Raw genomic sequence first — 23,310 nt, 5'->3', positions numbered from 1 at the left:
AGGTTCACGACGCGTCCTTTCCCGCGGACGACCGGTGACCGGCGACCGCTTGCGCCGTAACGGAGAACGCCGCGTGCGCACGCTCGTGGGTGCGCTGGGCAACCGCGATGTACAGCAGGTCCAGCACCACGAGCTGCGGGTGCCGGGCCGAGAGCGCGTCGGGCCGGAAGGTCGTGGCCTGCGTCGCGGTGAGCAGGACGATGTCGGCGACCTCGGCCAGTGGCGACCGCGGGAAACTGGTGAGCGCGATCGTCGTCGCTCCCCGGCTGCTCGCCTCGGCGATCATCTCGATCGTCTCGCGGGTCTGGCCGCTGTGTGAGATGCCGAGGGCTACGTCGCCGGCCTGCAGCAGGGCCGCGGCGGCCAGCCCGTTGTGCACGTCGGTCCAGGCCCAGGCGGCGATGCCGATGCGGTGCAGGCAGAACTGCATCTCCCCGCCGACCAGCGCGCTGCCGCTCGCGCCGTAGATGTCGACCCGGTCGGCGCGGGCGATGGCCTCCGCGGCACGCTCGACCTCGCCGAGGTCCAGCAGCGAGGCGGTGTCGTGCATCGCCTGGGTGTCGGCGGCCATGATCTGGCCGAGCACACGCTCCAAGGGGTCGGTCGGCTGGATCTCGCGGCCGATGTCCATGGTCCAGCCGCCGGTACGGGCGGCGCGGCCGGTCTCACCGGCGATGGCGAGCCGCAGGTCGGCGTAGCCGACGAAGCCGAGCGCCCGGCAGAATCGGGTCACGGTGGCCGGCGAGGTGCCGCTGCGCTCGGCGAGCTCGACGATCGTCGAGCGGGCCGCCGCGGCCGGGTCGGCCAGGATCAGCTCCGCCACGCGCTGCAGGGCGCCGGTGAACTCGGGCAGCCCGGCGCGCACCCGCGCCAGGACACTCTCCCCGGCGACGGCCACCGGCACCGGTCCGGTCGCCGCGTCCGCGGCGTACCGGCCGTCCGCGGGAATCGACGAAACCGGCGAGGTGCTGACAGCGGCCTGGACCGCCGTCGTGAGCTCCTCGCGTGGGGTCATCGTGTTCGCCTTTCAGCAAGGTTACTTAACTGTTAGTGGTAAAAGTTCTTACTAAGCGGCCCTTGTTGTCAAGGAGTTGGGTGAAGTTTTCAAACTGTTGTCACTTGCTACCAGCGGAACATCAAGAAGTTTCTGCCGTTTTGCACAAGAAAGGCCGAACCGACCCATGAGGATCGGTTCGGCCCGGGTCCGTTCTCAGGCGTGCTCGCGCAGTGCGTTGGTGAGAATTTCCAGCCCTTCCCGGGCCTCTTCCGCAGTGAGGTTCAGCGGCGGGCCCATCCGGATCGTCGTGCCGTACAGGCCGCCCTTGCCGACGAGCAGACCGTCGCGCTTGCAGCTCTCGAACACGACGCCGGTCTTCCCCACCGACCTGAGCTCGATGCCGATCATCAGCCCAACGAGTTGATGAGCACCCCAGCGAAGAAGTCAAGGTAGCTCTTGCCGTTACCGTCGGTGACGCGTGAGCCCTTGCCGGTGACGATCTCGATCGGTTGGTCGTAGTAGATCGGCATCCATGAGGGCATGACGCCGCGATGCCGGTTGAGTAACTCGCCCATGCCCGCCCCTCCCCGCCCTCCGCGCACCCGACTCTCCCGCACCCGGCCTCTCTCCCGCACCCGGCCTCTCTCCCGCACCCGGCCCCTCTGGCGCACCCGGCCCCTTTGGCGCGATCTTGCACCTGTGGTGCCCAACTTATGCGGAAATGTCAGAGAAAGTCGGGAACCACAAGTGCAAGATCGCGGGTGCACGGGAGCGGACCGCACGGGAGCGGACCGCACGGGAGCGGACCGCACGGGGAGCGGACCGCACGGGGAGCGGGGTGTGCGGGGAGCCGGCCGCGCAGAGCGGGGTGTGCGGGGAGCCAGGACGGCTGGTGTTTTCGGGGCGCTTCGATATGCTGTCCGGCGATGTTGACGGCACCGACTCGGGTCCTGACGTTGCTGGCCGCCGCACTGCTGCTGGTGGTCGGGATCGTCGACCCCGTCGCCGCCGAGCCCGGCGAGGATGGTGGCCAGAACCTTACTGTGCGTCAAGCTCTCGACAAGGCGCTGGCGGAGTACAACGACGCGAAGGGCCGGCTCGATAAGTCGATCGCCGACCAGGCCGCGATCAACGCCGAGATGGCCAAGACGCAGCAGCATCTGACCGAGTTGGAGGCGACGGCGGGTGTGGTGGCCAACGCCGCGTATCGCGGGCGCCGCGTCAGCATGGCCAACGTCATCATCGGCGCCGACAATCCCGACACCATGCTGCACAACATGGTCACCGTAGAGTACATGCTGTCCCGCGACGACGCGCAACTGCACGAACTGGTCGAGACCCGGCGCAAGCTCGACCAGCAGCAGAAGGATATCGCCGCGGCGGTGGCCAACCAGCAGGCGCAGTTGAAGATCATGGAGGCCAACAAGAAGGCCGCCGAGGACGCGCTGCGCAAGGCCGGCGGCGGCGGCGACACCAGCGGCGCGCCGGGCGGCGGCAAGGTCACCACGAAGCCGGTCGCGCGCAACTCCGACGGCTCGTATCCGACGGAGAGCTGCTCGCTCGACGACCCGACGACGAGCGGCTGCATGTCGCCGCGGATGCGCAACGCCTACAACGAGGCGCGAATGGCCGGCTACACGCACTATACGTCCTGCTACCGCGGCGGCGGCGGTGGCGACCATCCGCTGGGCAAGGCATGCGACTTCTCGGCCAACGCGACGACGTTCGTCAACGCCAGAGCGACCGGCGCCGACAAGACGTACGGCGACAACCTGGCGGCCTGGTGCGTGGCCAACGCGAAGAACCTCGGCGTGAAGTACGTGATCTGGTACAAGCGGATCTGGCAGCCCAGCAGCGGCTGGAAGTCCTACGGCGGCGACGGCACCCCCGCCGGCGACCACTACAACCACGTCCACCTGTCGATGCAGTAGCTCCCACCATTGATCGTGCAAGGCCGCGAAGTTAAGCCCAACGGCCTCTTACCAACCCGGACCAGGCCGACAATTCGGGCGCTGACCTCGGAGGCGTCGCCGCCGAGGGCGCCGGCCGGCACGCGTTCCCGCGCAACCCCGCCGCCGTGCCGGGCGACTCCAGCGGCGATCATGGAGCGTTTTTGCAGTCCTGGGTGCCAAAATGCTCCACCATCATGGCGCGCGGAGCACAGCCCGCAGCGCGCGGTCAGCTAGCGGCGTAAAGCGTCCAGAGCCAGCAGGGCCACGTGGAGCGACAAGCAGGCTGACACGTCGTCCAGGTCAGCGCCCACGATTTTGCCGATCTTGGCCAGCCGCTCGTAGAAGGCCGGGCGGGACAGGTGGCTGTGCTCGGCCGCGGCGGACTTGTTCCGGCCGCGCTCCAGGTAGATCCGCAGCACGCCCAGCAACTGCTCCCGGGGATGCCGCGCGTCGTAGGCCAGCAGCTTCCCCAGCTCACGCTCCACGAACGTCTGGAGCCGGGGCTCGTCGCGCAGCAGGTACAGCAGGCCGGCCAGCCCCACGTCGGTCGACCGGACCACGCCGGAGCTCTGATCGTGCCGCGCCGCCTGGGCGACCTGGCCCGCCTCCAACAGCGAGCGGCGCGCCTCGCGCGGGGTCCCGACGCCCTCGCCGGCCGCGATCACCATGTCGATCTGCACGGTGCCGCGCAGCCGCGCGGCGAAGCGGTTGAGCGCGTCCTGTTCGTCGTCCGCCGACCGCAGCGCCAGCAGGACCCCGGCGCTCGCCTCGTCCAGCGCGCCGACCAGTCCCTTCAGCGACGTCTCGCGCAACGCCTGCGCCGCCTCCGTGGCCAGCGCCGGCCGGATCACCACTCCCACGAGATGCCGCCGATCGAGGTGTACGCCCAGCGCCTTCGCCCGCAGCACGACCTCGTCGACGGGTGTGGTGTGGCCGAGCAGCGCCGCCAGCAGCGTGCGATGGGCCTGCCCCTCCTCGTCGCCGCGGATCAGCCGGCCGAGCGCGAGGGTCGAGGCGGCCCGCTCGATGAGGATGACGTATCGCGGGTCGGCCGTCGACACCCGCATGAGCAGGCGCCCCCAGTCCCGGCCCCGCGCGCCGACGGTGGTGACGAGCCATCCGGACTCGGCGTCGTGCCCGGTGCGCCCGGCCGGCCGGATCCGCCGCGAGTGCGCTTCCCAGGTGGCCAGCAGCAGCTCCGCCGAGCCGCCCGCCGTGTCGTACGCGAGGACCTGCCGGGACAGGTTCTCCAGCACGACGGGCGCGCCGGCCAGGGCCGCGGCCTGGGCCACCACCTCCGCCGGGCCGGCGCCCTCGACGGAGAGGTCGGTGAACCGCTGGTGGATCTCCTCGGCGGCGCGCAGCTCCGCGAGCTGGGCATCGATGATCATGGAGTGGACGGCCTCGGTGATGAGGACGAACGGCGTGCCCCGGTGCAGCTCCACGAGCGGCAGGCCGAGGTCGTCGGCGGCGCGGACCATCGCGGCGGGCAGACGCGTCGAGTACCGCCGCCCCATCTCCACGGCGAGGCCACACGCCCCGACCTCGGCCAGGTCCGTGATGAACCGGCGCAGTCCCACGTCGTCCGGCGGCAGGCCGATCCCGGTCGTGAGCACCAGTTCGCCGCCGCGCAGCAGGGTCGCGATGTCGGGCACCTCGGAGCTGTGCACCCAGCGGACCACCTGGTCGAGGCCGCGTTCGCCCGCCACGACCTTCGGCGCGCCGTTGCGCACGGGGTCGAGGGCGAGCACCTCGCGGACCGTCGGGAACATCAGCGCGGATGCTACAACCCGTCCTCCCGCGACAGCTCCCAGAAGGCGACCGCGGCTGCGGTCGCGACGTTGAGCGAGTCGACGCCGCGGCGCATCGGGATCACGACCCGCAGGTCGCTCGCCTCGAACGCCTGCCTCGTGAGCCCCGGCCCCTCGGCGCCGAGCATGAGCGCGGGGCGTGCGCGCTGCGCCGCCGTGAGCCGTTGCAACGGAACCGCGTCGGCGGCGGGTGTCATCGCCAGCAGCGTGAACCCGGCCGCCCGCACGGCCTCCAGCGCCGACGGCCACGGCTCCAGCCGCGCGTACGGGACGGCGAACACCTCGCCCATGCTGACGCGGACGCTCCGGCGGTACAGCGGATCCGCGCACGTCGGCGAGAGCAGCACGCCGTCGACGCCGAGCCCGGCGACGCTCCGGAAGACCGCGCCGAGGTTCGTGTGGCTGTTCATGCCCTCCAGCACCGCGATGCGCCGGGCGCCGGCGAGCACCTCCCCGGCACTCGGCTGCGGCCGGCGGTGGAACGAGGCGAGCACGCCGCGGTGCACGTGGAAGCCGGTGACCGCCTCCAGCACGGCCTGGTCGCCGGCGTAGAGCGGCGTGGTGGCGTCGACCAGGTCGGCGACCTGGTCGACGCGCTTGCTGTCCATGAGGAGCGACCGCAACCGGTACCCGGCCCGCAGTGCCCGCCGCACGACCAGCTCTCCCTCAGCGATGAACAGCCCGTTGGGCGGCTCCCAGCGCGTGCGCAACTCGACGTCGGTCAGCGCCCGGTAGTCGGCGATGCGGTCGTCTTCCGGGTCGGTGATCGGTACAACTGGCACGACGGGCATTCTGCCGGTGAGCCCGGCCGCGGCTCACGGCCGGGCCCGCCGGGTCTAGCCGTTGGTGAGCTCACGGTTCTGCGTCGTGCCGGAGACCTGGGCCGCGGCGGCCTGCGCCTCCGCGGTCGCGACGGCGGCCGCCTCCTCCGCGGCCTGCCGGGCCTCCTGCACCTCCGCCGACTCCTCCTCCTCGACCCGGTTGCGGTCGACGTGCCGGCTGCGCTCGGCGTCGGACATCGCCGCCATGCCGCCCAGCGCGCCGCCGATGCCCTCGAGCGCCTTGGTCAGCTCGACCGGCAGGATCCACATCTTGTTGGACTGGCCGGCGGCGATCTGCGGCAGCGCCTGGAGGTACTGGTACGCCATGACCTTCGAGTCGGGGTTCGACAGGTGGATCGAGTCGACGACCGTGCGGATCGCCTTCGCCTGGCCCTCCGCCGTCAGGATCCGCGACTGCCGCTCGCCCTCGGCCCGCAGCACCGCCGCCTGCTTCTCGCCTTCAGCGGTCAGGATCTGCGACTGCTTGAGGCCCTCGGCGTGCAGGATGGCGGCACGGCGGTCCCGCTCGGCGCGCATCTGCTTCTCCATGGAGTCACGGATGCTGGGCGGCGGCTCGATCGCCTTGATCTCGACCCGGGTCACCTTGATGCCCCAGCGGCCGGTCGTCTCGTCCAGCACCCCGGAGAGATGCCGGTTGATCTCGTCGCGGCTGGTCAGCGCCTTCTCCAGGTCGAGCGAGCCGATGACGTTCCGCAGCGTGGTGACCGTCAACTGTTCGATGGCCTGCAGATAGGAGAAGATCTCGTACGTCGCGCGGACCGAGTCGACGACCTTGAAGTACAGCACCGTGTCGATGGAGACGACCAGGTTGTCGGACGTGATCACCGGCTGCGGCGGGAAGTTCACGACGGCTTCACGCTTGTCGACCTTGTTGCGGACCGAGTCGATGAACGGCACCAGGATGTTCAGGCCGGGCGTGAGGGTGCGACTGTACTTCCCGAGCCGCTCCACCACGTATTCGACCTGCTGGGGCACGACCTTCACCGACTTGACCACGGTGATGATGCCGATCAGCGCGGCGATGATCACCAGCACGGCCACGAGCACACTTGGATCCACTTGGCCTCAGTCCTTCCACACCATTGCGGTAGCACCTTTGATCTCGATCACCCGGACCCGCTCCCCCTTGGCGAACGACTGCGTCGCGTCGTACGGACGGGCCCGCCACAGCTCCCCGTCGATCTTGATCATGCCACTGTCATTGTCGACGTCTTCCAGTACCAGCGCCATCGAACCCTCGATGGCCTCGACACCCATCTGCGTGTCCCGCTCGTCCCGGCGCATGTAGCGGCGTAGCGTCGGGCGCACCGCGACGAAGGACAGGGCGCTCACCACCGCGAACACGAGCGCTTGGACCGGCTCGTTGGCACCGACGGCGGCGGCACCCGCGGCGGCGAACGCTCCGATCGCGAACATCAGCAAGATGAACGTGGTCGTGAAGACCTCCGCCGCGACGAGGGCGGCGCCGACGATCAACCAGACGATCAGCCAGACATCCACCCTTCGATCGTGTCACGCCGATGCACGTAGCGCTCGCAGGGCATGTGTCGAAGTAGGAACCGGCACCCGGACTCCGTCTCGCCCCGGCCCCGCTTCGACACACGCCATGACAGATCATCCTGCGAACGGTCACCCACCCTGCGGAATCATCGGACCTGCCCACCTCTCACCCGCCGGCGCGCCGTTGAACGGGTGAGACCCCCGAGAGAAGGCGACCCCGTGCCCTCCGTACCCCTCCTGCCCGAAACCGTCTCCCGCGTCGACGAACTCGTCTGCCGCGCCCACGCCGGCGGCCGGGTGCCGCTCCTCGTCGCGGGTGTGGTCCGCGACGGCGAGCTCGCGCACGTCGCCGCCGCCGGCGACTACGTGCCCGACCAGCAGTTCCGCATCGGCTCGATCACCAAGACGATGACCGCCGCGCTGGTCCTCGCGCTGCGCGACGAGGGCAAGCTGGCGCTGGACGACCTGCTGTACCGCCACCTGCCGGGCACCCCGGTCGGCGCGGTGACGCTGCGCCAGTTGCTCGGCCACGCCGGCGGGGTGCAGCGCGAGCCGGACGGCGAGTGGTGGGAGCGCAGCTCGGGCGTGGACGTCGACACGTTCCTGGCCACGCTGACCGCGGACAAGGTCGCCTACCCGCCGCTGCACGGCTTCCACTACTCCAACCTGGCCTACGGCCTGCTCGGCGCGGTGGTGAGCCGGCTCGGCGGCGAGGACTGGCGGTCGATGCTCACCAAGCGCATCCTCGGCCCGCTCCAGTTGCTCCGCACGACCTACGACGCCACCGAGCCGTTCGCCCGTGGCTACGTCGTGCACCCCTGGCTGGACACCATGCGTGAGGAGCCGCGCCTGGACGCGGGCGCGATGGCACCGGCCGGCCAGCTCTGGTCGACCGTCGCGGACATGGCCCGCTGGGCCGCGTTCCTGGCGGATCCGGATCCGGCGGTACTGGCTGAGGAGACCGTCGCCGAGATGTGCGCCCCGGTGGTCATCAGCGATCTCGACGGGTGGCGCGCCGGGCACGGCCTCGGCCTGCAGCTATGGCGCCACGGTGAGCGGGTGTTCGTCGGCCACAGCGGCTCGATGCCCGGCTACCTCGCGGTGCTCGCCGTCCACCGGCCGTCACGGACGGGCCTGGTGGCGTTCGCCAACGCGTACACGATGCACTACGGCGACGAGGGCGGCGGGCTCAGCGAGTTCGGGCGGGACCTGCTGGACGCGGTCCTCGACCGCGAGCCGGTGCGGGTGGCGCCGTGGCGGCCGGGCACGCCGCCGCCCGCCGAGATCGAGCCGCTGACCGGGCGCTGGTGGTGGATGGGGCAGGAGCACGAGGTCGGCTGGGCGGACGGCGAGCTCCTCGTGACGCCGCTGACGACGGGGCGGACGCCGTGGCGGTTCGTGCCCGACGGCCCGGCGCAGGACCGGTGGCGGGGTCGCTCCGGCGACAACGACGGCGAGGTGCTGCGGGTGGTGCGCTCGGCGTCGGGCGAGGTGGTGGCCCTGGACATCGCCACCTTCGTCCTCACCCGCGATCCGTGGCCAGCCGTCTAGAGGTCCGCGTCCGGCCCCGCCACTTCGTCCGCCGGCTCCGTCACGAAGTCGATCAGCCGTTCCACGGCGCCGATGAGCGGGGTCTCGACGTCCCGGAAGCTCGACACCGAGGCCAGGATCCGGCGCCACATGTCGGCCGGCTCGGCGACACCGAGGGCCGCGCAGACACCCTCCTTCCACGGCCGGCCCGGCGGCACCTCGGGCCAGGCCCGGATGCCGACGGCCGCCGGCTTCACGGCCTGCCAGACGTCGACGTACGGGTGGCCGGTCACCAGCACGTACGGCGACTGGACCGCCGCCACGATCCGGCTCTCCTTCGAGCCGGGGACCAGGTGGTCGACGAGCACGCCGAGCCGGGCGATCGGGCCGGGTCCGAACTGCCTGACCTCGGCGGCCAGCTCGTCGACGCCGTCCAGCGGCTCGACGACCACGCCCTCGACGCGCAGGTCGTCGCCCCAGATCCGCTCGACCAGGGCGGCGTCGTGGATGCCCTCGACCCAGATCCGGCTGCGCCTGGCGACCCTGGCGGTGTGGTCGGCCACGGCGATCGAGCCGGAGGCCGTGATCCTCTTCTGGGCGGGCGCCGCCGTCGCCTGGGGCCTCCGCAGGGTGACCGGCTCACCGTCGAGGAGAAACGCGGCGGCTTCGAGGGGGAAATTGCGCCGCTTGCCGTGCCGGTCCTCGAGCACCACCGCGCCGTATTCGAACCCGACCACGGCTCCGCAGAACCCGGATTCGGCATCCTCCACGACCAGGTCCAGCTCGGCGTCGACCTCGGGAATCACCCGCCGGCGCCGCCAGTCATTGTTCGCCAGGACATCCATGCCCGGGAAGCGTATCGGCTGACGGCGTGGTCGCCTGCGAGACATACCGGCACGTCAGCACGTACCCTTGCTCCCATGTCCCCCGCAGCACGCGCGGCGACCCTGCAGGCGCGCCGCTCGGCGCGTTTCGTGGCATGGGTCCGGGCGTGGCGCGCCGGCCTCGTGCCGTGCGACGACGCCGCCGCCGAGATCGCCGGCGACGAGGAGCACATGGTCTCCGACGTCCCCGGCACGTGGACCGACGTGTCGCTCGCCGACGCGCTGGCGTCGCTGTCGAAACTCCACCCGGACGAAGTCCGGCTGGTGCTCCCGGCCCCCGGCGACCCGCGCGGCCTGCCCGGCCCCGGCCCGTTCACCGGCGCGGCCCTGCTGGCGGGCGAGGGCGTGATCGCCGGCACGCTGGGGTTCGTCCCGGAGGTGCGGCTGCACACGTCCGGCTCGGGTGACGAGTTCGAGACGGTGCTGTGGCGCGTGTTCCTCCTGCCCGAGGCGGCGACCGCACCACGGTTCGCCGACCCGTCGACGGCCGAGGCGGAGGCCGAGCTCTCGGCCGAGCTGGCCACGGCGACCCGCACGCTGGCCAAACTGGACATCGCCCAGTGGCGCCCAGAGCTGGCCGGCGCGATCGAGGCGTTGCGCAAACCGGACGGCGCGACCGACCTCCCGCCGGGCTACGATCCCCGGGCGCGACGGTTGTACGCGCGGGCGAGCATCCTGGACCGCGTCCTGGCCCTGGCCGAGCACGCGGCTCCGGGCGGCGCGATCAACGGCTACGAGGTCCAGCAACGCGACGCGGCGCTCCGCCCGCTGACCACCGCCTGCCGCCGAGCGCTGGTGGCGGCCTGCAACGCCCCGCTGCTCTGACCGCCGCACCCCCTTCCCCGAGTTGACCTTGGAAGCTCGCGGTTGCCGCCCTGACCCAAGCCCGCCAGTTCAGCCCAACGGCCCCTCACCAGCCGACCAAGACCGACAATCCGGGCGCGGGCTCGGAGGTTCCGCCGCCGACGCGTGCCAACCTGCGCGGGCATGCCGACCAGCGCGCGTTCAGTCTCGATCCGCCGCCCATGCCGCCCGATCTCATGATCATGGGAACGATGTGGCTGCCCCGGTAGCCAGAACTTTCCCATGATCTGTGAGTCGCCCGAACGCGCCGTCCCGGGCCAGCGGCGACCCTGAGCGACCAGACGCCACCAGCATGACCGTGCGTCACCATCACGTAGCGCGACATCGGGGGTTGCCGGACGACCGCACGGCGCAACTTCGCGGCCTTGTGTCCTGACCACGGAAGCTCATCAAGGTCGACCGGGAGGGGCCAGCGGCTCAGACCTCGTCGATCAGGTGGGCCACCGACGGGATGATGCGCGACGGCCGATATGGATAGCGTTCCACGTCGGCCGCCGTGCTGATGCCGCTCAGCACCAGGATGGTCTCCAGGCCCGCCTCCAACCCGCAGAGGACGTCGGTGTCCATGCGGTCGCCGATCATCGCCGTCGTCTCCGAGTGCGCGTCGATGCTGTTGAGCGCCGAGCGCATCATCATCGGGTTGGGCTTGCCGATGAAGTACGGCTCGATCCCGGTCGCCTTCGAGATCAACGCGGCCACCGCGCCGCACGCCGGCAGGGCGCCCTCGTTGGACGGGCCGGTGGCGTCCGGGTTGGTGCAGATGAACCGCGCGCCGTCGTTGATCAGGCGGATGGCCGCCGTGATCGCCTCGAAACTGTACGTGCGGGTCTCCCCCAGCACGACGTAGTCGGGCTCGGTGTCGGTCAGGATGTAGCCGACCTCGTGCATCGCCGTGGTCAGGCCGGCCTCGCCGATGACGTAGGCCGTGCCGCCGGGGCGCTGAGTGTCCAGAAACTGGGCCGTGGCCAGGGCCGAGGTCCAGATCGAGGACTCGGGGACGTCGAAGCCTATTCTGCGCAGCCGCGCCTGGAGGTCGCGGGCCGTGTAGATGGAGTTGTTGGTCAGGATCAGAAAGGGCTTGCCGGACGAGCGCAGCCGGTTGACGAACTCCGGTGCGCCCGGCACGGGAACGCCCTCGTGCACGAGGACCCCGTCCATGTCGGTGAGCCAGGACTCGATGGGCTTGCGTTCTCTCACGCGCGACATACTCCCTCAGCTTCGTTTCGAGCCTATGCGCGTTTCGGTGGCACGCAGCAGTCGGCGGGACAGTAGTCCCAGGTGGGAACGGTGCCCAGGGCGTGACGAACGTTACTGTGAGCAAGCACGCGCTCGTCCACGAGCTGTCGGATCATCGTCACGAACCGCGGATCGTGCCCGGGGGTGGCGGCCCGCTCGTACGCGAGACCGAGGCGGGCGGCGGTGTTCCTCGCCTCGACGTCGAGGTCCCACACCACCTCGAGATGGTCGGAGATGAACCCGATCGGACTGACCACCACCTCTGTCACACCATCAGCGGCGAGGGCCTCCAGGTGGTCGTTGACGTCCGGCTCCAGCCACGGCACCTGGGGCGGGCCGGAGCGGCTCTGCCAGACCAGGTCCCACGGCAGCTCGGGGGCCGCCTCGGCGGCGACGAGGGCGGCGGTCTCACGGAGCTGTGCCGCGTAGCGGCCGGCCCCGCCCGGTCCGCTGGCCGCGTTCATCGAGGTCGGGATCGAGTGGGCGGTGAAGACGAGGCGCGCGTTCATGCGGGACGGCAGCGCCTCCAGCGCGGCGTGGACGGCGTCGGCGTGGGGTGCGATGTACCCCGGGTGGTCGTGGTAGTGCCGGATCTTGTCGATCTCGGGCGCGTCCGGGCCGGCGTCGGCACGGGCGCGGGCGATGTCGTCGAGGTATTGGCGGCAGGACGAGTACGAGCCGAACGGGCTGGTGACGAACGCCAGCGCACGGCGCACGCCGTCGGCGCGCATCTGCCGGACGGTGTCGGCGAGGAACGGGTGCCAGTTGCGGTTGCCCCAGTAGATCGGCAGGTCCAGCTCGGGCCGCAGGGCCTCGATCAGGGCCCGGCACTGCGCGTTGATCGGCGAGACACCGCCGAAATGCCGGTAGTGCTCCGCGACCGACTCCAGCCGCTCGCGCGGGATGCCGCGCCCGCGGGTCACGTTTTCCAGGAAGGGCAGGACCTCGTCCTGCCCTTCCGGACCGCCGAACGAAACCAGGAGGAACGCGTCGTAAACCACGCCCCTATTCTGCGCTCGGGTCAGGACGAGCCGACCGCGTGGTACCCGCCGTCGACGTGAACGATCTCACCGGTCGTGGCCGGGAACCAGTCGGACAGCAGCGCGCAGCACGCCTTCGCCGCGGCCACCTGGTCGTTGAGGTCCCAGCCGAGCGGCGCGGTCTTCGCCCAGGAGTCCTCGAAGACGGCGAAGCCGGGGATGGACTTGGCGGCCATCGTGCGCAGCGGGCCGGCGGCGACCAGGTTGACCCGGATGCCGCGCGGGCCGAGGTCACGGGCGAGGTATCGCGACGTGGACTCCAGGCCCGCCTTGGCCACGCCCATCCAGTCGTACACCGGCCAGGCCTTGCTGGCGTCGAAGTCGAGCCCGACGATCGCGCCGCCGCTGCCCATGAGCGGCAGGCAGGCCACCGCCAGGGACTTGAACGAGAACGTCGACACGTGCACCGCGGTGGCCACGTCCTCCCACGGCGCGTCGAGGAAGCCACCGCCGAGGCAGGACGCGGGCGCGAAGCCGATCGAGTGCAGGACGCCGTCGAGGCCCTCGACGTGCTCGCGAACCTTGCCGGCCAGGCCGTCGAGGTGCTCCCGGTTGGTGACGTCGAGCTCGATCACCGGCGCCTCCGCGGGCAGGCGCTTGGCGATCCGTTCGACCAGCGACAGCCGGCCGAACCCGGTCAGGACGACCTCGGCGCCCTGCTCCTGGGCGAGCTTCGCGGCGGAGAAGGCGATCGACTGTTCGGTGATGATCCCGGTGATCAGCAGCCGCTTGCCCTCGAGAAGTCCACTCATGTCTGCGTCGAGCTCCCTCTAGTGACCCATGCCAAGGCCGCCGTCGACGGGGATGACGGCGCCGGTGATGTAGCCCGCCGCGTCGCTGGCGAGGAAGGTCACCGTGCCGGCGACCTCCTCGGCCTTCGCCATGCGGCCGAGCGGGATGGACTTCTGGTACTCGGCCTGGGTGGCCTCGGGCAGCACGGCCGTCATGTCGGTCTCGACGAAGCCGGGCGCGACCACGTTGGCGGTGATGTTGCGGCTGCCGAGCTCGCGGGTGATCGAGCGGGCCATGCCGACCAGGCCGGCCTTGCTCGCCGCGTAGTTGACCTGGCCCGGGCTGCCGTAGAGGCCGACGACCGAGGAGATGAAGATGATCCGGCCCCAGCGCGCCCGGAGCATCTTGCTGGCGGCGCGCTTGGCGCACCGGAAGGAGCCGGTGAGGTTGGTGTCGACGACGTCGGTGAACTGCTCCTCGGACATGCGCAGCAGCAGCGTGTCCTGAGTGATGCCGGCGTTGGCGACGAGCACCTCGACCGGGCCGAGCTCGTTTTCGACGGTGGTGAAGGCGGCGTCGACGGCGGCCGCGTCCGTGATGTCGCACTGCACGCCGAAGAGGCCGTCGGGGGCCCCGGAACCGCGGTGCGTGATCGCCACCCGGTCGCCCTGTTTGGCGAACGCCTGCGCGATCGCCAATCCGATGCCCCGGTTTCCACCGGTGACCAGCACGGTCCTCGCCACGATGCCGCCTTCCTAGGTCGATGCGATGCAGTACGGAGATTAGGCGTTACCCGCTGGTACCCGCCAACTCGCCGGTCGGCTGATGCCCGCCTTTGCGGGCCGCAGTAGGATGATGAGGTTTGCATGTCCGGTTGCTACCGGGCCCATTGCTGCCCGTCCGGCACGGGAGCTGCTCCCAGGAGGTGATCGCTGTGCGAAGTAGCGATCCCTCCAGTCGTGGCCGGAGTTCGTTCTAGCAACCCTGCCACGGCTTTCGCGTGTCTGTTCTCCGATTCTGAGACATACCCGTTGGGAGCCTGTCGTGAGCCGCTTCATCGCGCCCGTTGGTTTTTTCCTGGCCGCAGTGTGGGTCGCCGCCCTGTTCTTCATGGTCGGCGGCGCCCACTGATCACGGCTACGGCAGCCGCGAGCCCCACAGCAGACTCAGTCCGCCCGCCGCCAGGGCGAGCAGGAAACCGATGCCCAGGTACCACTGGGTGACCTCGCGCGGCTTCGTCCGATAGCCGATCGAGCTACCCATGTCGGTGTAGACGCGCTTGAGCTCGTCCTTGCTGGCCGCTTCGTAGAAGTAGCCCTTGGTGACCTCGGCGACCTTCTGCAGCGACGGCCGGTCGACCGGCACCCGCTGCGGGGTGTTGCCGATGCGCACCACACCCTCGTCGGTGCCGAACGCGATCGTCGACACCGGCACGCTGGCCGCCGCGGCCGCCGCCGACGCGTCCTCCAGCGATCGGCCGGCGGTGCGGAACCCGTCGGACAGCAGCACGATCCGGGCCGGCGGCGGTCCCGCCGCGCCGTCGGCGGGGACGGTGCGGATCGCGTCGAGGCTCGTGAACACCGCCTCGCCCGTCGCGGTCGACTCCTGCAGCGTGAGGCCGTCGATCGCCTGGAGGACGGAGTTGCGCTCCTTGGTCGGCGACACCAGCACGCTGGCGGTCTTCGCGAAGGACACCAGCCCGACGTTGAATGACGCGGGCAACTGCTTGACGAAGTCGGCCGCGGCCGACTTGGCGGCCTCGATCCGAGTGGGTTGTACGTCCGTCGCCTGCATCGACAGCGACACGTCGATGGCGAGCATGACGGTCGCCCGCTCCAGCGGCTCCTTGGTGTCGATCGACGGGCGGGCCATGCCGAAGCCGAGGATCATGAGGCTCAGCAGGAACGCCGCGGCGCTGACGTGCCGGCGCACGCCGATGCCCTTCGGCACCAGGCTGGAGAGCATGTCGACGTTGGTGAACCGCACCGCGAACGCGCGCCGGTGCAGTTGCCGCCAGACGTACACACCGATCACGGCGGCCACCGGTACCAGGGACAGCAGCCACCACGGCGAGAGCAAACGGATCATCGGGTCGTTCCTCGAGTTCGGGCGTGCCGCTGCGCGGCGACGAACCGGACGATGTCGAGCAGCCAGTCGGAATCGGTGCGCAGGCGCAGGTGGGACGCGTTGGCGCCGCGGATGGCCGAGGCGATCTCGGCGCGCTGCGCGGCGGCCGCGTGCGCATACCGGTGGCGCAGCTTGGCATCGGCGGTCTGCACCTCGTGCATGCGCCCGGTCTCCGGGTCGACGAGGGCGATCACCCCGACGTTCGGCAACTCCAGCTCCCGCGGGTCGACGACCTCGACGGCGAGCAGGTCGTGCCGGACGCCCAGCTTGCGCAGCGGGCGGGCCCACTGGCTCACCGGCGTCATGAAGTCGGAGATCGCAACGACCAGGCCGCGCCGGCGCGGCGGGCGGTTGAGCATGTCGATGAGCGCGCCCAGATCGGCCCGGCCGGGCCGGGGCGGGGTGAGCGCGATGGTGCGCAGCAGCCCCTGGGCGTCCTTGCGACCGGGGCGGGCGGGCAGCCGGTTGAGCTCGCTCGCGGTCCCGACCACGGCGCCGATGCGGTTGCCGCCCCGCACGGTCAGGTGCGACACGGCGGCGGCCGCGGCGATCGCGAGGTCGCGCTTGAGGTACTTCGCCGTGCCGAAGTCCAGGCTCGCGCTCAGGTCGACGGCCAGCCACGTCTCCAGCTCACGGTCGGCCACCGTCTGCCGGACGTGCGGCAGCGTGGTGCGGGCCGTGACCGGCCAGTCCATGCGCCGCACGTCGTCGCCCGGCCGGTACTCCCGGGACTCACCCGCCTCGGTGCCCGGCCCCGGCAGCAGGCCCAGGTAGTCGCCCTGCAAGAGGCCGTCGAGCTTGCGGGTGACGAGCAACTGCATGCGGTTGAGCACGACCTCGGCCCGGGCCGAGTCGAGCACAACGGGACCGTGGACGTCGGCCATGGCCGTGCGCGGGTTGCCGCCCCGGCGCAGCTTGCCGAGGGCGGAGACGCCGTTGCTCAACGACCCGGCCATGTCGTGATGGTCGTGGTCTGCGGCGGGGGCGGCCCGCCCGCCACGGCCTGCGCCTGCTGGCGCGGCGCGACGGTCGGCGCCGGCACAGCGGCGAGGACCCGCCGCACGATGTCGTCGGCCGGGATGTCGTCGGCGAGCGCGTCGTAGGAGAGCACGAGCCGGTGGCGCAGGATGTCGGGCGCGATGTCCTGCACGTCCTGCGGCAGCGCGTAGTCCCGCCCGCGCAGCAGGGCGAGCGCACGGGACGCCCGCACGATGCCGAGCGAGGCACGGGGGCTCGCACCGTACTGGATGAGGTGCGCGACATCACCCAGGCCGTGCTCGGCGGGGGCGCGGGTCGCGACCACCAGCCGCACCGCGTAGTCGACGAGCGCGTTGTGCACGAACACGTCGTCGGCCTTGGCCTGCAACCCCATGAGTTCCTCGGTGGTGAGCACGGCGACCGGCTCCGGGGTCTTCACCGACACCCGGTAGACGATCTCGCGCTCTTCGGCGTCGCTGGGGTACCCCACCTGGATCTTCATCAGGAACCGGTCGCGCTGCGCCTCGGGCAGCGGGTAGACACCCTCCTGCTCGATCGGGTTCTGCGTCGCCATGACCAGGAACGGGCGGGGCACGTCGTAGCTCTCGCCGCCGATGGAGACCTGCTGCTCCGCCATGACCTCCAGCAGCGCCGACTGCACCTTGGCGGGCGCGCGGTTGATCTCGTCGGCGAGCAGGAAGTTGACGAACACCGGGCCGAGCTCGACGTCGAACTTCTCGCTGGACTGCCGGTAGATGCGGGTGCCGACGATGTCGGCGGGCACCAGGTCCGGGGTGAACTGGATGCGGGAGAACGTGCCGCCGACGACTCGCGCCAGGGTCTCCACGGCGAGGGTCTTGGCCACGCCGGGCACGCCCTCGAGCAGCACATGGCCGCGACTGAGCAACGAGACGAACATCCGCTCGATCATCCGGTCCTGGCCCACGATGACCCGCTTCACTTCGAAGAGGGCCCGCTCGAGCACGGTCGCGTCCTGTGCGGGTGTCGAGACAGGGTTGCTCGGGTGGGTCACCGGTCCTCCACGCGTTGGTTGTGTTCCGAGCCTAGCGTCGCACGCGCGGGCGACCGCGGCGATCTGACGCTGCTGGGAGCCTACTGGCAGTTCACCAAGGACCGTATTAGACCTTTATTTCCGAAATGCGGCTATCGACTGTGGCGATTTTTCGCATCGGACAGCGCGTGCGACTGGACATCACCCGTATCCAAGTGGGTACGATTCACCCCGTCGCCGGGCGGCTTCCCCCGTGGCCGCCCGGCGCTCATCCTTTCCCAGCGCTGCTGGCAGACTGGCCGTGATGGATCCGCTGATCTGCTCCGCCAAGGGCTGCCGCGCACCCGCCAAATGGCGGCTGTGCTGGAACAATCCGAAGCTGCACACACCCGAGCGCCGCAAGGTCTGGCTGGCGTGCGACGAGCACGAGTCCTCGCTGCGCGACTTCCTCGCGCGACGTGCCTTTTTGCGCGAGGTCGAAACGATCGACGGGGATACGCTCGAACCGTGACGACGGTTGCACCCGATCCGCTGCGCCCGTGGCCGGACACCGTGGCCTGGCGGCCGATCTCCCCGCGGTACCTCCTCGTGCGCCTGGCCGTCCTGGGCGCCTGGATCCTCGTGCTCGTGCTCGCCTGCCTCGTCGCCGCGTTCGTCGTGTCGGCCTGGTTCCTCGCGGCCGCGCTGCTCGTCGTCGTCCTGGGCACCGTCCGCGCGCTGTTCCTGCGCCGCTCGCTGCGCGCCTGGGGCTACGCCGAACGCGAGGAGGACCTGCTGGTCCGCCACGGGCTGCTGATCCGCCGGCTGTCCATCGTGCCGTACGCGCGGATGCAGTTCGTCGACGTGACCGCCGGTCCGCTCGAGCGCGCCGCCGGCCTGGCCACCGTCACCCTGCACACCGCCGCGGCCGCCAGCGACGCCACCGTGCCCGGCCTCGACGCGCCCGAGGCCACCCGGCTGCGGGACCGCCTCGCCGCGCTCGGTGAGATCCGCGAAGAGGGCCTGTGACACTCGTCGACCGCCGGCGCCTGCATCCGCTGACCCCCCTCGTCCGCGGCGCCAAGCTCGTCGCCGCCGCCGCGGTGGTCATCTCCTGGCAGGGCCTGCGCGACCTCGGCCCGATCGGCTGGCTCGTCTCCATGACCGTCATCCTCGTCCTCGCGGTGCTGGTGTCGGCGGTCGTCTGGCTGGTCACCGGCTACGAGGTCGTCGGGCGTGAGCTGCGGGTCCACGAGGGCCTGCTCTCGCGCCGCACCCGGACCATCCCCCTGGAGCGGGTGCAGGCGATCGACATCGTCCGCCCGTTGCTGGCCCGGGTCTTCGGCCTCGCCGAGCTGCGGCTGGAAGTCATCGGCGCGGGCAAGACCGAGGCGCCGCTGGCGTATCTCACCGTCGCCGGCGCCACGGAGCTGCGCGGTCACCTCCTCGGACTGGCCACCGGCGTCCGGCCGGAGCCGGTGCCCACCGAGCGGCCGCTCTTCGCCGTCGACAACCGGCGCCTGCTCTTCGCCCAGATGCTCACCCCGCAGACGCTCACGGTCCCCGTCGGCGCCGCGTTCGTCATCTGGCAGGCCACACTCGACCCGGCGTGGACGGTCATCGGCGCGGCCAGCACGATCACCGCGTTCCTCGGCGTGTTCCAGGTGCCGGTGCGCCGGGTCCTGGACGAGTGGGACTTCCGCATCGGCACCGACGCCGCCGCGCTGCGGCTGCGGCAGGGCCTGCTGAACAAGCGCAGCCAGACCGTGCCGCCCCGGCGGGTCCAGGGCCTCAAGATCACCTGGCCGCTGCTGTGGCGGGCGCCCGGCTGGGCACGCGCCCGCATCGACGTCGCGGGTTACGGCGGCAACGGGGAGGAACAGTTGCGGGCCGGCACGCTCGTGCCCGTCGCCGCAGCCTCCGACACCGCTTCGGTCGCCGCGACGGTACTGGATGTGGCCGTCACCCTCCGCCTCGGCGGCCCCGGGATCGACGCCACCGCGCTGCCGGCCACCCGCCCGCCCCGGCGCGCCCGCTGGCTCGCTCCCCTGGCGTGGTCGAGGATCGGCGTGGCGGTCATCGACGACGTGGTGGCCGTCCGCGAGGGCGTCCTGACGCGGGAGCTGGTGGCGGTACCGCTGGCGCGGGTGCAGAGCGTGCGGGTGACGCAGGGCCCGTTGCAGCGCATGCTGGACGTGGCGACCGTGCACGTGGACACGGCGGGTGGCCTGCACGCGGTGGCCCGGCACCGGGACACCGCGGACGCGTACCGGCTGGCGGACGACCTGGCGGCACGCTCCCGGGCGGCCCGCCGCCTGTTCGCGGCACGCGCCCACGCCCCGGCGCCCCCGTCCGGCGGCACCCCCTTCGGCGACAACCCCGGCCTCGCCGCCCCTGCCGGTGCCGGCCCGGCTCCGGGCGCGGCCTCAGCCGCCGGCGGCCCGGATGCCGGCGATCCGGGGCAGGGCGGTGCCGATCGGCTCGCGGATCACCCGATCGGCGACAGCGTCGTAGGACGTGCCGGCAGCGTTGAGGACGACGACCCGGGCACCGTGGTTCCGGGCGACGTCGACCAGCCCGGCGGCCGGGTAGACGGTCAGTGACGTGCCCACGGCGACGAACAGCCGGCAGAACATCGCCGCTTCGGCCGCCGCCTCCAGCGTCGCCATGTTCATCGACTGACCGAACGAGATCGTCGCCGACTTCAGGATCCCGCCGCACTCCTCGCAGGCCGGGTCGGCCTCACCCCGCTCCACCCGGTCGAGCGTGGCGCGCATCGGCCCGCGGGCGCCGCACGACAGGCACTCGGTCTCGAAGATCGTCCCGTGCAGCTCGATGACCTTGGCCGGATCGTTCCCGGCGCGCTGGTGCAGCCCGTCGATGTTCTGGGTGATCACGGCGGTGAGGTTTCCGTCCCGCTCCATCCGGGCGAGGGCCTCGTGCGCCGGGTTCGGCGTCGCCGTCCAGGCCGGGTGGCGCAGGCGCTCCTGCCAGGACTGCCGCCGCACGTCGGGATCGGTCACGTAGTGGTCGATCGAGGACAGCTTCATCGCCTCCGGGTTGCGGGTCCACACCCCGTTGGGCCCCCGGAAGTCGGGAATCCCGGAGTCGGTGGAGATCCCGGCACCGGTGAGCACGACAACCCCGCCCGCGGCGACCCAGCCGGCGACCTCGTCCAGGACCTCGCTGCCCTCCACCGGTACCGCCCCTTCTTCCCTGCTCACTCTTTCCTCCTGCGCGGCTCGTGCTTCCTTGCGCGGCCCGTGTCCCCTGGCCTCTGCGCGGCCTGTGCCCCCTGGCCCCTGCGCGGCCCGCGCCTCCCTGCGCGGCCCGTTCCTCCCTCCTGCGTGGCCCATTATCGACGTGCGTCAGATTTTTCGGCCACGCGTCATCGGCTGTCGTTAGGCTTGACGTATGCAGCCGAACGAGCGCCCCACGGTCGATGCGGCTTCCTGGGTGGGTGCCGTCACCCGCGCCGAGCTCACGGTCACCGACGCCGACACCGCGCAGGCGGTCGGCTCGGGTGACGTGCCGGTCCTCGGCACCCCGCGGGTGCTGGCACTGGCCGAGGCGGCGACCGTCGGCGCCACGGCGAGCCGGCTCCCACCCGGTTTCACCACCGTCGGCACCCGCATCGAGCTCGAGCACCGCGCCGCCACCCCGATCGGCGTCAAGGTGGTCGCCGAGGCCAGGCTGGCCAAGGCCGACGGCCGGAAGCTGGTCTTCGAGATCTCGGTCCGCGACGGCCACCAGGTCGTCGCCGAGGGCCGCGTCGAGCGGGTCATCGTCGACCGCCGGAGGTTCCTGAACAAGGCCCTGGAGGACCGTTCGTGACGATGCTGCACGAGATCGCGTCCGGGGTCCACGTCCTGCGGCACAAGGTGCTCGACGTGACCGCGACGTTGATCGTCGGCGGCGCGTCAGCGCTGGTCGTCGACACCCTCTCCACCGGCGCCCAGGCGAGTGAGCTGCTCGCCGCGGTCCGCCGGATCACCGACCTGCCGCTGGCCGTGCTCAACACACACCACCACTTCGACCACACGTTCGGCAACTTCGTCTTCGCCGGCGAGGGAGCGCCCATCTGGGGCCACGAGGAGACCGCGGTGCTGCTCGGCCCGCAGCACGGCCCCACGCTGTGCGCGCAGTGGCAGCGTTCGTACCCCGAGCTGGCCGACGAGCTGGCCGCCGTCGTCCTGGCCCCGCCCGACCACACCATCCGCGCCGAGGCCGTCGTCGACCTCGGTGACCGCCCGGTGGAGCTGCGCCACTTCGGCCGCGGCCACTCGGCGGGCGACGTCGTGGCGCTGGTCCCGGACGCCGACGTCGCCGTGGTGGGCGACCTGATCGAGGAGAGCGGCCCGCCGCAGTTCGAGGACGCCTACCCGCTTGAGTGGCCCGACACCGTAGCCGCCCTCCAGTCGCGGCTCACCCCGGCGACCAGCGTGGTCCCCGGCCACGGCAAGGTCGTCGACGCGTCGTTCGTCCGCGCCCAGCATGAGCAGCTCGCGGCGCTGGCCTGGCTCATCCGCGAGGGCGACCAGGACGGCGCCCCCGCCGAGCGCACGGCCGCGAAGTCCCCGTTTCCGCAGGAGCTCTCCCTGCGGGCGGTCCGCCGCGGCTACGTCCACCTGAACCAGCCCTGACGCCGACCTCCTCCACCCGCACCCGCGCGCCCCGCCGCACTCCACCCGCACCCGCCCGGCCCGCCGCGTGTTCCGCCGCACTCCACCCGCACCCGCCCGGCCCGCCGCGTGTTCCGCCATGATCGTGGAGCGATTTGGCACCCTGAAGTGCAAAAACGCTCCACGATCATGGCCGCACTACGCACTCCACACGCCGGCAACGGCGCGGACGGCCGCGCCAGCCCCCGGACCGGAGCGCACGGACAACCTGCACGGCGACGGCGCAGGGCGTGGCCACGTCGCTCCAGCCGTACCGCAAGGTCCTGATCGCCGCCGCTGCCGCCTCGTTGTCGCGCTGCCGGTCCTCGGATCGCCGCTCCTCGGGGTGGTACGCCCGCCCGTCCAGTTCGACGACGGTGCCGAAGTCGTCGTAGGCCACATCGCGGTACCGCCGCCGCCCACTCTTCTGCGGCGGGACCTTCTGCCGGCGTCCGCGCGGCAACCGGTGATCATGCTCGACGTCGCGCAGGAAGCGCCGTTCCAGCACCGAATGGCAGCCGTCGGCCGTGTCGTCCACGACGGCGAGGAGCAACCGCCGCCACCGCACCCTCGGCCGGCGCGTGATCGCCGCACGGATCCGGTCGGGCGTCGTGAGGCGGCGGCCGCACGCCCGGGTGATCCAGCCGATGGCCACCTCGTGCTTGCGGGCCGAGATCGCCAGGTCGATGACGGTCTCCTCGACGCGTGTGCGGCGCAGATCGGGCCCAGGTTGCCGTGCGTGCTCCAGACGCGCCGACCGGTGCAGCACGGCGCCGGGAATCACCCGCACCCGCCGGCTCAGCGGGATCGTGACGTGCACCGGATCGCAGGGTTCGGCGAGCAGCCCGGACAGCTCCGCGGCCGTCTGGTGACTCAGGACCGCGGTCGGGCCCGCACGCAGCAGTACCGCCCAGAGCCGCGCACGCCGGGGAACCGCACCCGTGAAGGTGCGATAGATCCCCTGGTAGACCGCGGACCATCGCCCGGCGCGCAGGTGGGCGCGTATCGCACCCGGCGTGAGTCCCACTTCCAGCGCCTGCGCGCGGGACACGACGCCCGCCTGTTGCCGCGCGACCTCGCCGAGCCTTGTCATCGGGTCGTCCTGGTTTCGCGCGGATCCGTTGAGCACCGGTCGAGCATCGCCGAACATCCACCGGTACGGGAA

The 23,310-nt window shown here is 71.5% G+C and carries 22 protein-coding genes and 3 pseudogenes; 8 read left to right on the top strand and 17 right to left on the bottom strand.

Features of this window, described 5'->3' with window-relative positions:
- Window positions 1-4: 4 nt before the first annotated feature.
- From Drose_RS10035 to Drose_RS10025, 3 genes and pseudogenes are all read right to left on the bottom strand, one after another.
- Window positions 5-1,015 carry a MurR/RpiR family transcriptional regulator gene (locus tag Drose_RS10035; protein WP_260727896.1) on the bottom strand — a complete coding sequence of 337 codons (1,011 nt, stop codon included), beginning with the start codon at window positions 1,013-1,015 and terminating at the stop codon, window positions 5-7.
- 195 nt (window positions 1,016-1,210) lie between these two features.
- Window positions 1,211-1,411: pseudogene (locus Drose_RS10030) on the bottom strand (aspartate aminotransferase family protein); the annotation flags it as partial.
- A pseudogene (locus Drose_RS10025) lies at window positions 1,408-1,572 on the bottom strand (aspartate aminotransferase family protein); the annotation flags it as partial. The pseudogenes Drose_RS10030 and Drose_RS10025, both read right to left, overlap by 4 nt.
- 351 nt (window positions 1,573-1,923) lie before the next feature.
- Between Drose_RS10025 and Drose_RS10020 the strand changes: the two are divergent.
- Window positions 1,924-2,928, top strand: a complete 1,005-nt coding sequence (locus tag Drose_RS10020) for a coiled-coil domain-containing protein (protein ID WP_260727894.1) — start codon at window positions 1,924-1,926, stop codon at window positions 2,926-2,928.
- A gap of 251 nt (window positions 2,929-3,179) precedes the next feature.
- On the opposite strand, the gene Drose_RS10015 is transcribed toward Drose_RS10020, so the two are convergent.
- From Drose_RS10015 to Drose_RS10000, 4 genes are read right to left on the bottom strand one after another with little or no spacing between them, the layout of a single operon-like run.
- Entirely contained in the window at window positions 3,180-4,721 is a 1,542-nt protein-coding gene (locus Drose_RS10015) for a PucR family transcriptional regulator (protein ID WP_260727893.1), read from the bottom strand.
- Window positions 4,722-4,732: 11 nt separating this feature from the next.
- Window positions 4,733-5,542, bottom strand: a complete 810-nt coding sequence (locus tag Drose_RS10010; protein ID WP_260727892.1) for a TrmH family RNA methyltransferase — start codon at window positions 5,540-5,542, stop codon at window positions 4,733-4,735.
- Between the two features lie 54 nt (window positions 5,543-5,596).
- The gene (locus Drose_RS10005; protein WP_313900010.1) at window positions 5,597-6,661 is read right to left on the bottom strand and encodes an SPFH domain-containing protein; all 1,065 of its coding nucleotides are present in this window, start codon (window positions 6,659-6,661) and stop codon (window positions 5,597-5,599) included.
- Between the two features lie 6 nt (window positions 6,662-6,667).
- The gene (locus tag Drose_RS10000; protein WP_260727891.1) at window positions 6,668-7,102 is read right to left on the bottom strand and encodes an NfeD family protein; all 435 of its coding nucleotides are present in this window, start codon (window positions 7,100-7,102) and stop codon (window positions 6,668-6,670) included.
- A gap of 219 nt (window positions 7,103-7,321) precedes the next feature.
- Between Drose_RS10000 and Drose_RS09995 the strand changes: the two genes are divergently transcribed.
- Window positions 7,322-8,653, top strand: coding sequence for a serine hydrolase domain-containing protein (locus Drose_RS09995; RefSeq protein WP_260727890.1), 1,332 nt, complete (start codon window positions 7,322-7,324; stop codon window positions 8,651-8,653).
- Here Drose_RS09995 and Drose_RS09990 read toward each other — a convergent pair.
- Window positions 8,650-9,477, bottom strand: coding sequence for a DUF3097 domain-containing protein (locus Drose_RS09990; RefSeq protein WP_260727889.1), 828 nt, complete (start codon window positions 9,475-9,477; stop codon window positions 8,650-8,652). The two genes, Drose_RS09995 and Drose_RS09990, sit on opposite strands and share 4 nt — an antisense overlap.
- Before the next feature lie 75 nt (window positions 9,478-9,552).
- Between Drose_RS09990 and Drose_RS09985 the strand changes: the two genes are divergently transcribed.
- Complete coding sequence (locus tag Drose_RS09985) at window positions 9,553-10,341, top strand: hypothetical protein (RefSeq protein WP_260727888.1); 789 nt, start codon at window positions 9,553-9,555, stop codon at window positions 10,339-10,341.
- Window positions 10,342-10,797: 456 nt separating this feature from the next.
- Here Drose_RS09985 and Drose_RS09980 read toward each other — a convergent pair whose 3' ends face one another.
- The 7 genes from Drose_RS09980 to Drose_RS09950 form a co-directional block, all read right to left on the bottom strand.
- The gene (locus Drose_RS09980) at window positions 10,798-11,577 is read right to left on the bottom strand and encodes an HAD-IIA family hydrolase (RefSeq protein ID WP_390891361.1); all 780 of its coding nucleotides are present in this window, start codon (window positions 11,575-11,577) and stop codon (window positions 10,798-10,800) included.
- Between the two features lie 32 nt (window positions 11,578-11,609).
- Window positions 11,610-12,617: a ferrochelatase gene (locus Drose_RS09975; RefSeq protein ID WP_260727886.1), complete on the bottom strand. Its 1,008-nt coding sequence runs from the start codon at window positions 12,615-12,617 to the stop codon at window positions 11,610-11,612.
- A gap of 20 nt (window positions 12,618-12,637) precedes the next feature.
- Window positions 12,638-13,408 carry an enoyl-ACP reductase FabI gene (gene fabI, locus Drose_RS09970; RefSeq protein WP_260727885.1) on the bottom strand — a complete coding sequence of 257 codons (771 nt, stop codon included), beginning with the start codon at window positions 13,406-13,408 and terminating at the stop codon, window positions 12,638-12,640.
- A gap of 18 nt (window positions 13,409-13,426) precedes the next feature.
- Complete coding sequence (gene fabG / locus Drose_RS09965) at window positions 13,427-14,131, bottom strand: 3-oxoacyl-[acyl-carrier-protein] reductase (RefSeq protein ID WP_260727884.1); 705 nt, start codon at window positions 14,129-14,131, stop codon at window positions 13,427-13,429.
- A 394-nt stretch (window positions 14,132-14,525) separates the two neighbouring features.
- Complete coding sequence (locus tag Drose_RS09960; protein ID WP_260727883.1) at window positions 14,526-15,476, bottom strand: VWA domain-containing protein; 951 nt, start codon at window positions 15,474-15,476, stop codon at window positions 14,526-14,528.
- Complete coding sequence (locus tag Drose_RS09955) at window positions 15,473-16,399, bottom strand: DUF58 domain-containing protein (RefSeq protein ID WP_260729679.1); 927 nt, start codon at window positions 16,397-16,399, stop codon at window positions 15,473-15,475. The genes Drose_RS09960 and Drose_RS09955 overlap by 4 nt, the downstream gene beginning before the upstream one ends.
- Window positions 16,400-16,455: 56 nt before the next feature.
- Window positions 16,456-17,589 carry an AAA family ATPase gene (locus tag Drose_RS09950; RefSeq protein ID WP_390891430.1) on the bottom strand — a complete coding sequence of 378 codons (1,134 nt, stop codon included), beginning with the start codon at window positions 17,587-17,589 and terminating at the stop codon, window positions 16,456-16,458.
- 220 nt (window positions 17,590-17,809) lie between these two features.
- Between Drose_RS09950 and Drose_RS09945 the strand changes: the two genes are divergently transcribed.
- From Drose_RS09945 to Drose_RS09935, 3 genes and pseudogenes are all read left to right on the top strand, one after another.
- Window positions 17,810-18,016 (top strand): acetone carboxylase, encoded by a 207-nt coding sequence (locus Drose_RS09945; protein WP_260727881.1) that lies wholly within the window; start codon window positions 17,810-17,812, stop codon window positions 18,014-18,016.
- Window positions 18,013-18,513 (top strand): PH domain-containing protein, encoded by a 501-nt coding sequence (locus Drose_RS09940; RefSeq protein WP_260727880.1) that lies wholly within the window; start codon window positions 18,013-18,015, stop codon window positions 18,511-18,513. The genes Drose_RS09945 and Drose_RS09940 overlap by 4 nt, the downstream gene beginning before the upstream one ends.
- 131 nt (window positions 18,514-18,644) lie before the next feature.
- A pseudogene (locus tag Drose_RS09935) lies at window positions 18,645-19,706 on the top strand (PH domain-containing protein); the annotation flags it as partial.
- A gap of 204 nt (window positions 19,707-19,910) precedes the next feature.
- Here Drose_RS09935 and Drose_RS09930 read toward each other — a convergent pair.
- Complete coding sequence (locus Drose_RS09930; protein WP_260727879.1) at window positions 19,911-20,708, bottom strand: SIR2 family NAD-dependent protein deacylase; 798 nt, start codon at window positions 20,706-20,708, stop codon at window positions 19,911-19,913.
- A gap of 190 nt (window positions 20,709-20,898) precedes the next feature.
- Between Drose_RS09930 and Drose_RS09925 the strand changes: the two genes are divergently transcribed.
- A complete protein-coding gene (locus tag Drose_RS09925) occupies window positions 20,899-21,318 on the top strand; it encodes a thioesterase family protein (protein ID WP_260727878.1) in 420 nt (139 codons plus the stop codon).
- A 2-nt stretch (window positions 21,319-21,320) separates the two neighbouring features.
- Window positions 21,321-22,127 carry an MBL fold metallo-hydrolase gene (locus Drose_RS09920; RefSeq protein ID WP_260729678.1) on the top strand — a complete coding sequence of 269 codons (807 nt, stop codon included), beginning with the start codon at window positions 21,321-21,323 and terminating at the stop codon, window positions 22,125-22,127.
- A gap of 166 nt (window positions 22,128-22,293) precedes the next feature.
- Here Drose_RS09920 and Drose_RS09915 read toward each other — a convergent pair whose 3' ends face one another.
- On the bottom strand, window positions 22,294-23,238 hold the full coding sequence (locus Drose_RS09915) for a type IV toxin-antitoxin system AbiEi family antitoxin domain-containing protein (protein WP_260727877.1): 945 nt from the start codon (window positions 23,236-23,238) through the stop codon (window positions 22,294-22,296).
- Window positions 23,239-23,310: the final 72 nt, after the last annotated feature.

Source organism: Dactylosporangium roseum (assembly GCF_025264685.1).
Lineage (GTDB): Bacteria > Actinomycetota > Actinomycetes > Mycobacteriales > Micromonosporaceae > Dactylosporangium > Dactylosporangium roseum.
Note: the sequence above shows the minus strand (reverse complement) of the source record. Positions and strands in the feature narration are given on the sequence as shown.

Bases quoted from the DNA above. Each gene is read 5' to 3' on its own strand.
- fabI (WP_260727885.1), bottom strand. From the start codon at position 13,408: ATGAGTGGACTTCTCGAGGGCAAGCGGCTGCTGATCACCGGGATCATC.
- Drose_RS09955 (WP_260729679.1), bottom strand. From the start codon at position 16,399: ATGGCCGACGTCCACGGTCCCGTTGTGCTCGACTCGGCCCGGGCCGAG.
- Drose_RS09920 (WP_260729678.1), top strand. From the start codon at position 21,321: ATGCTGCACGAGATCGCGTCCGGGGTCCACGTCCTGCGGCACAAGGTG.
- Drose_RS09990 (WP_260727889.1), bottom strand. From the start codon at position 9,477: ATGGATGTCCTGGCGAACAATGACTGGCGGCGCCGGCGGGTGATTCCC.
- Drose_RS09925 (WP_260727878.1), top strand. From the start codon at position 20,899: ATGCAGCCGAACGAGCGCCCCACGGTCGATGCGGCTTCCTGGGTGGGT.
- Drose_RS09960 (WP_260727883.1), bottom strand. From the start codon at position 15,476: ATGATCCGTTTGCTCTCGCCGTGGTGGCTGCTGTCCCTGGTACCGGTG.
- Drose_RS09985 (WP_260727888.1), top strand. From the start codon at position 9,553: ATGTCCCCCGCAGCACGCGCGGCGACCCTGCAGGCGCGCCGCTCGGCG.
- Drose_RS09915 (WP_260727877.1), bottom strand. From the start codon at position 23,238: ATGACAAGGCTCGGCGAGGTCGCGCGGCAACAGGCGGGCGTCGTGTCC.
- Drose_RS09945 (WP_260727881.1), top strand. From the start codon at position 17,810: ATGGATCCGCTGATCTGCTCCGCCAAGGGCTGCCGCGCACCCGCCAAA.
- Drose_RS10035 (WP_260727896.1), bottom strand. From the start codon at position 1,015: ATGACCCCACGCGAGGAGCTCACGACGGCGGTCCAGGCCGCTGTCAGC.
- Drose_RS10020 (WP_260727894.1), top strand. From the start codon at position 1,924: ATGTTGACGGCACCGACTCGGGTCCTGACGTTGCTGGCCGCCGCACTG.
- Drose_RS10015 (WP_260727893.1), bottom strand. From the start codon at position 4,721: ATGTTCCCGACGGTCCGCGAGGTGCTCGCCCTCGACCCCGTGCGCAAC.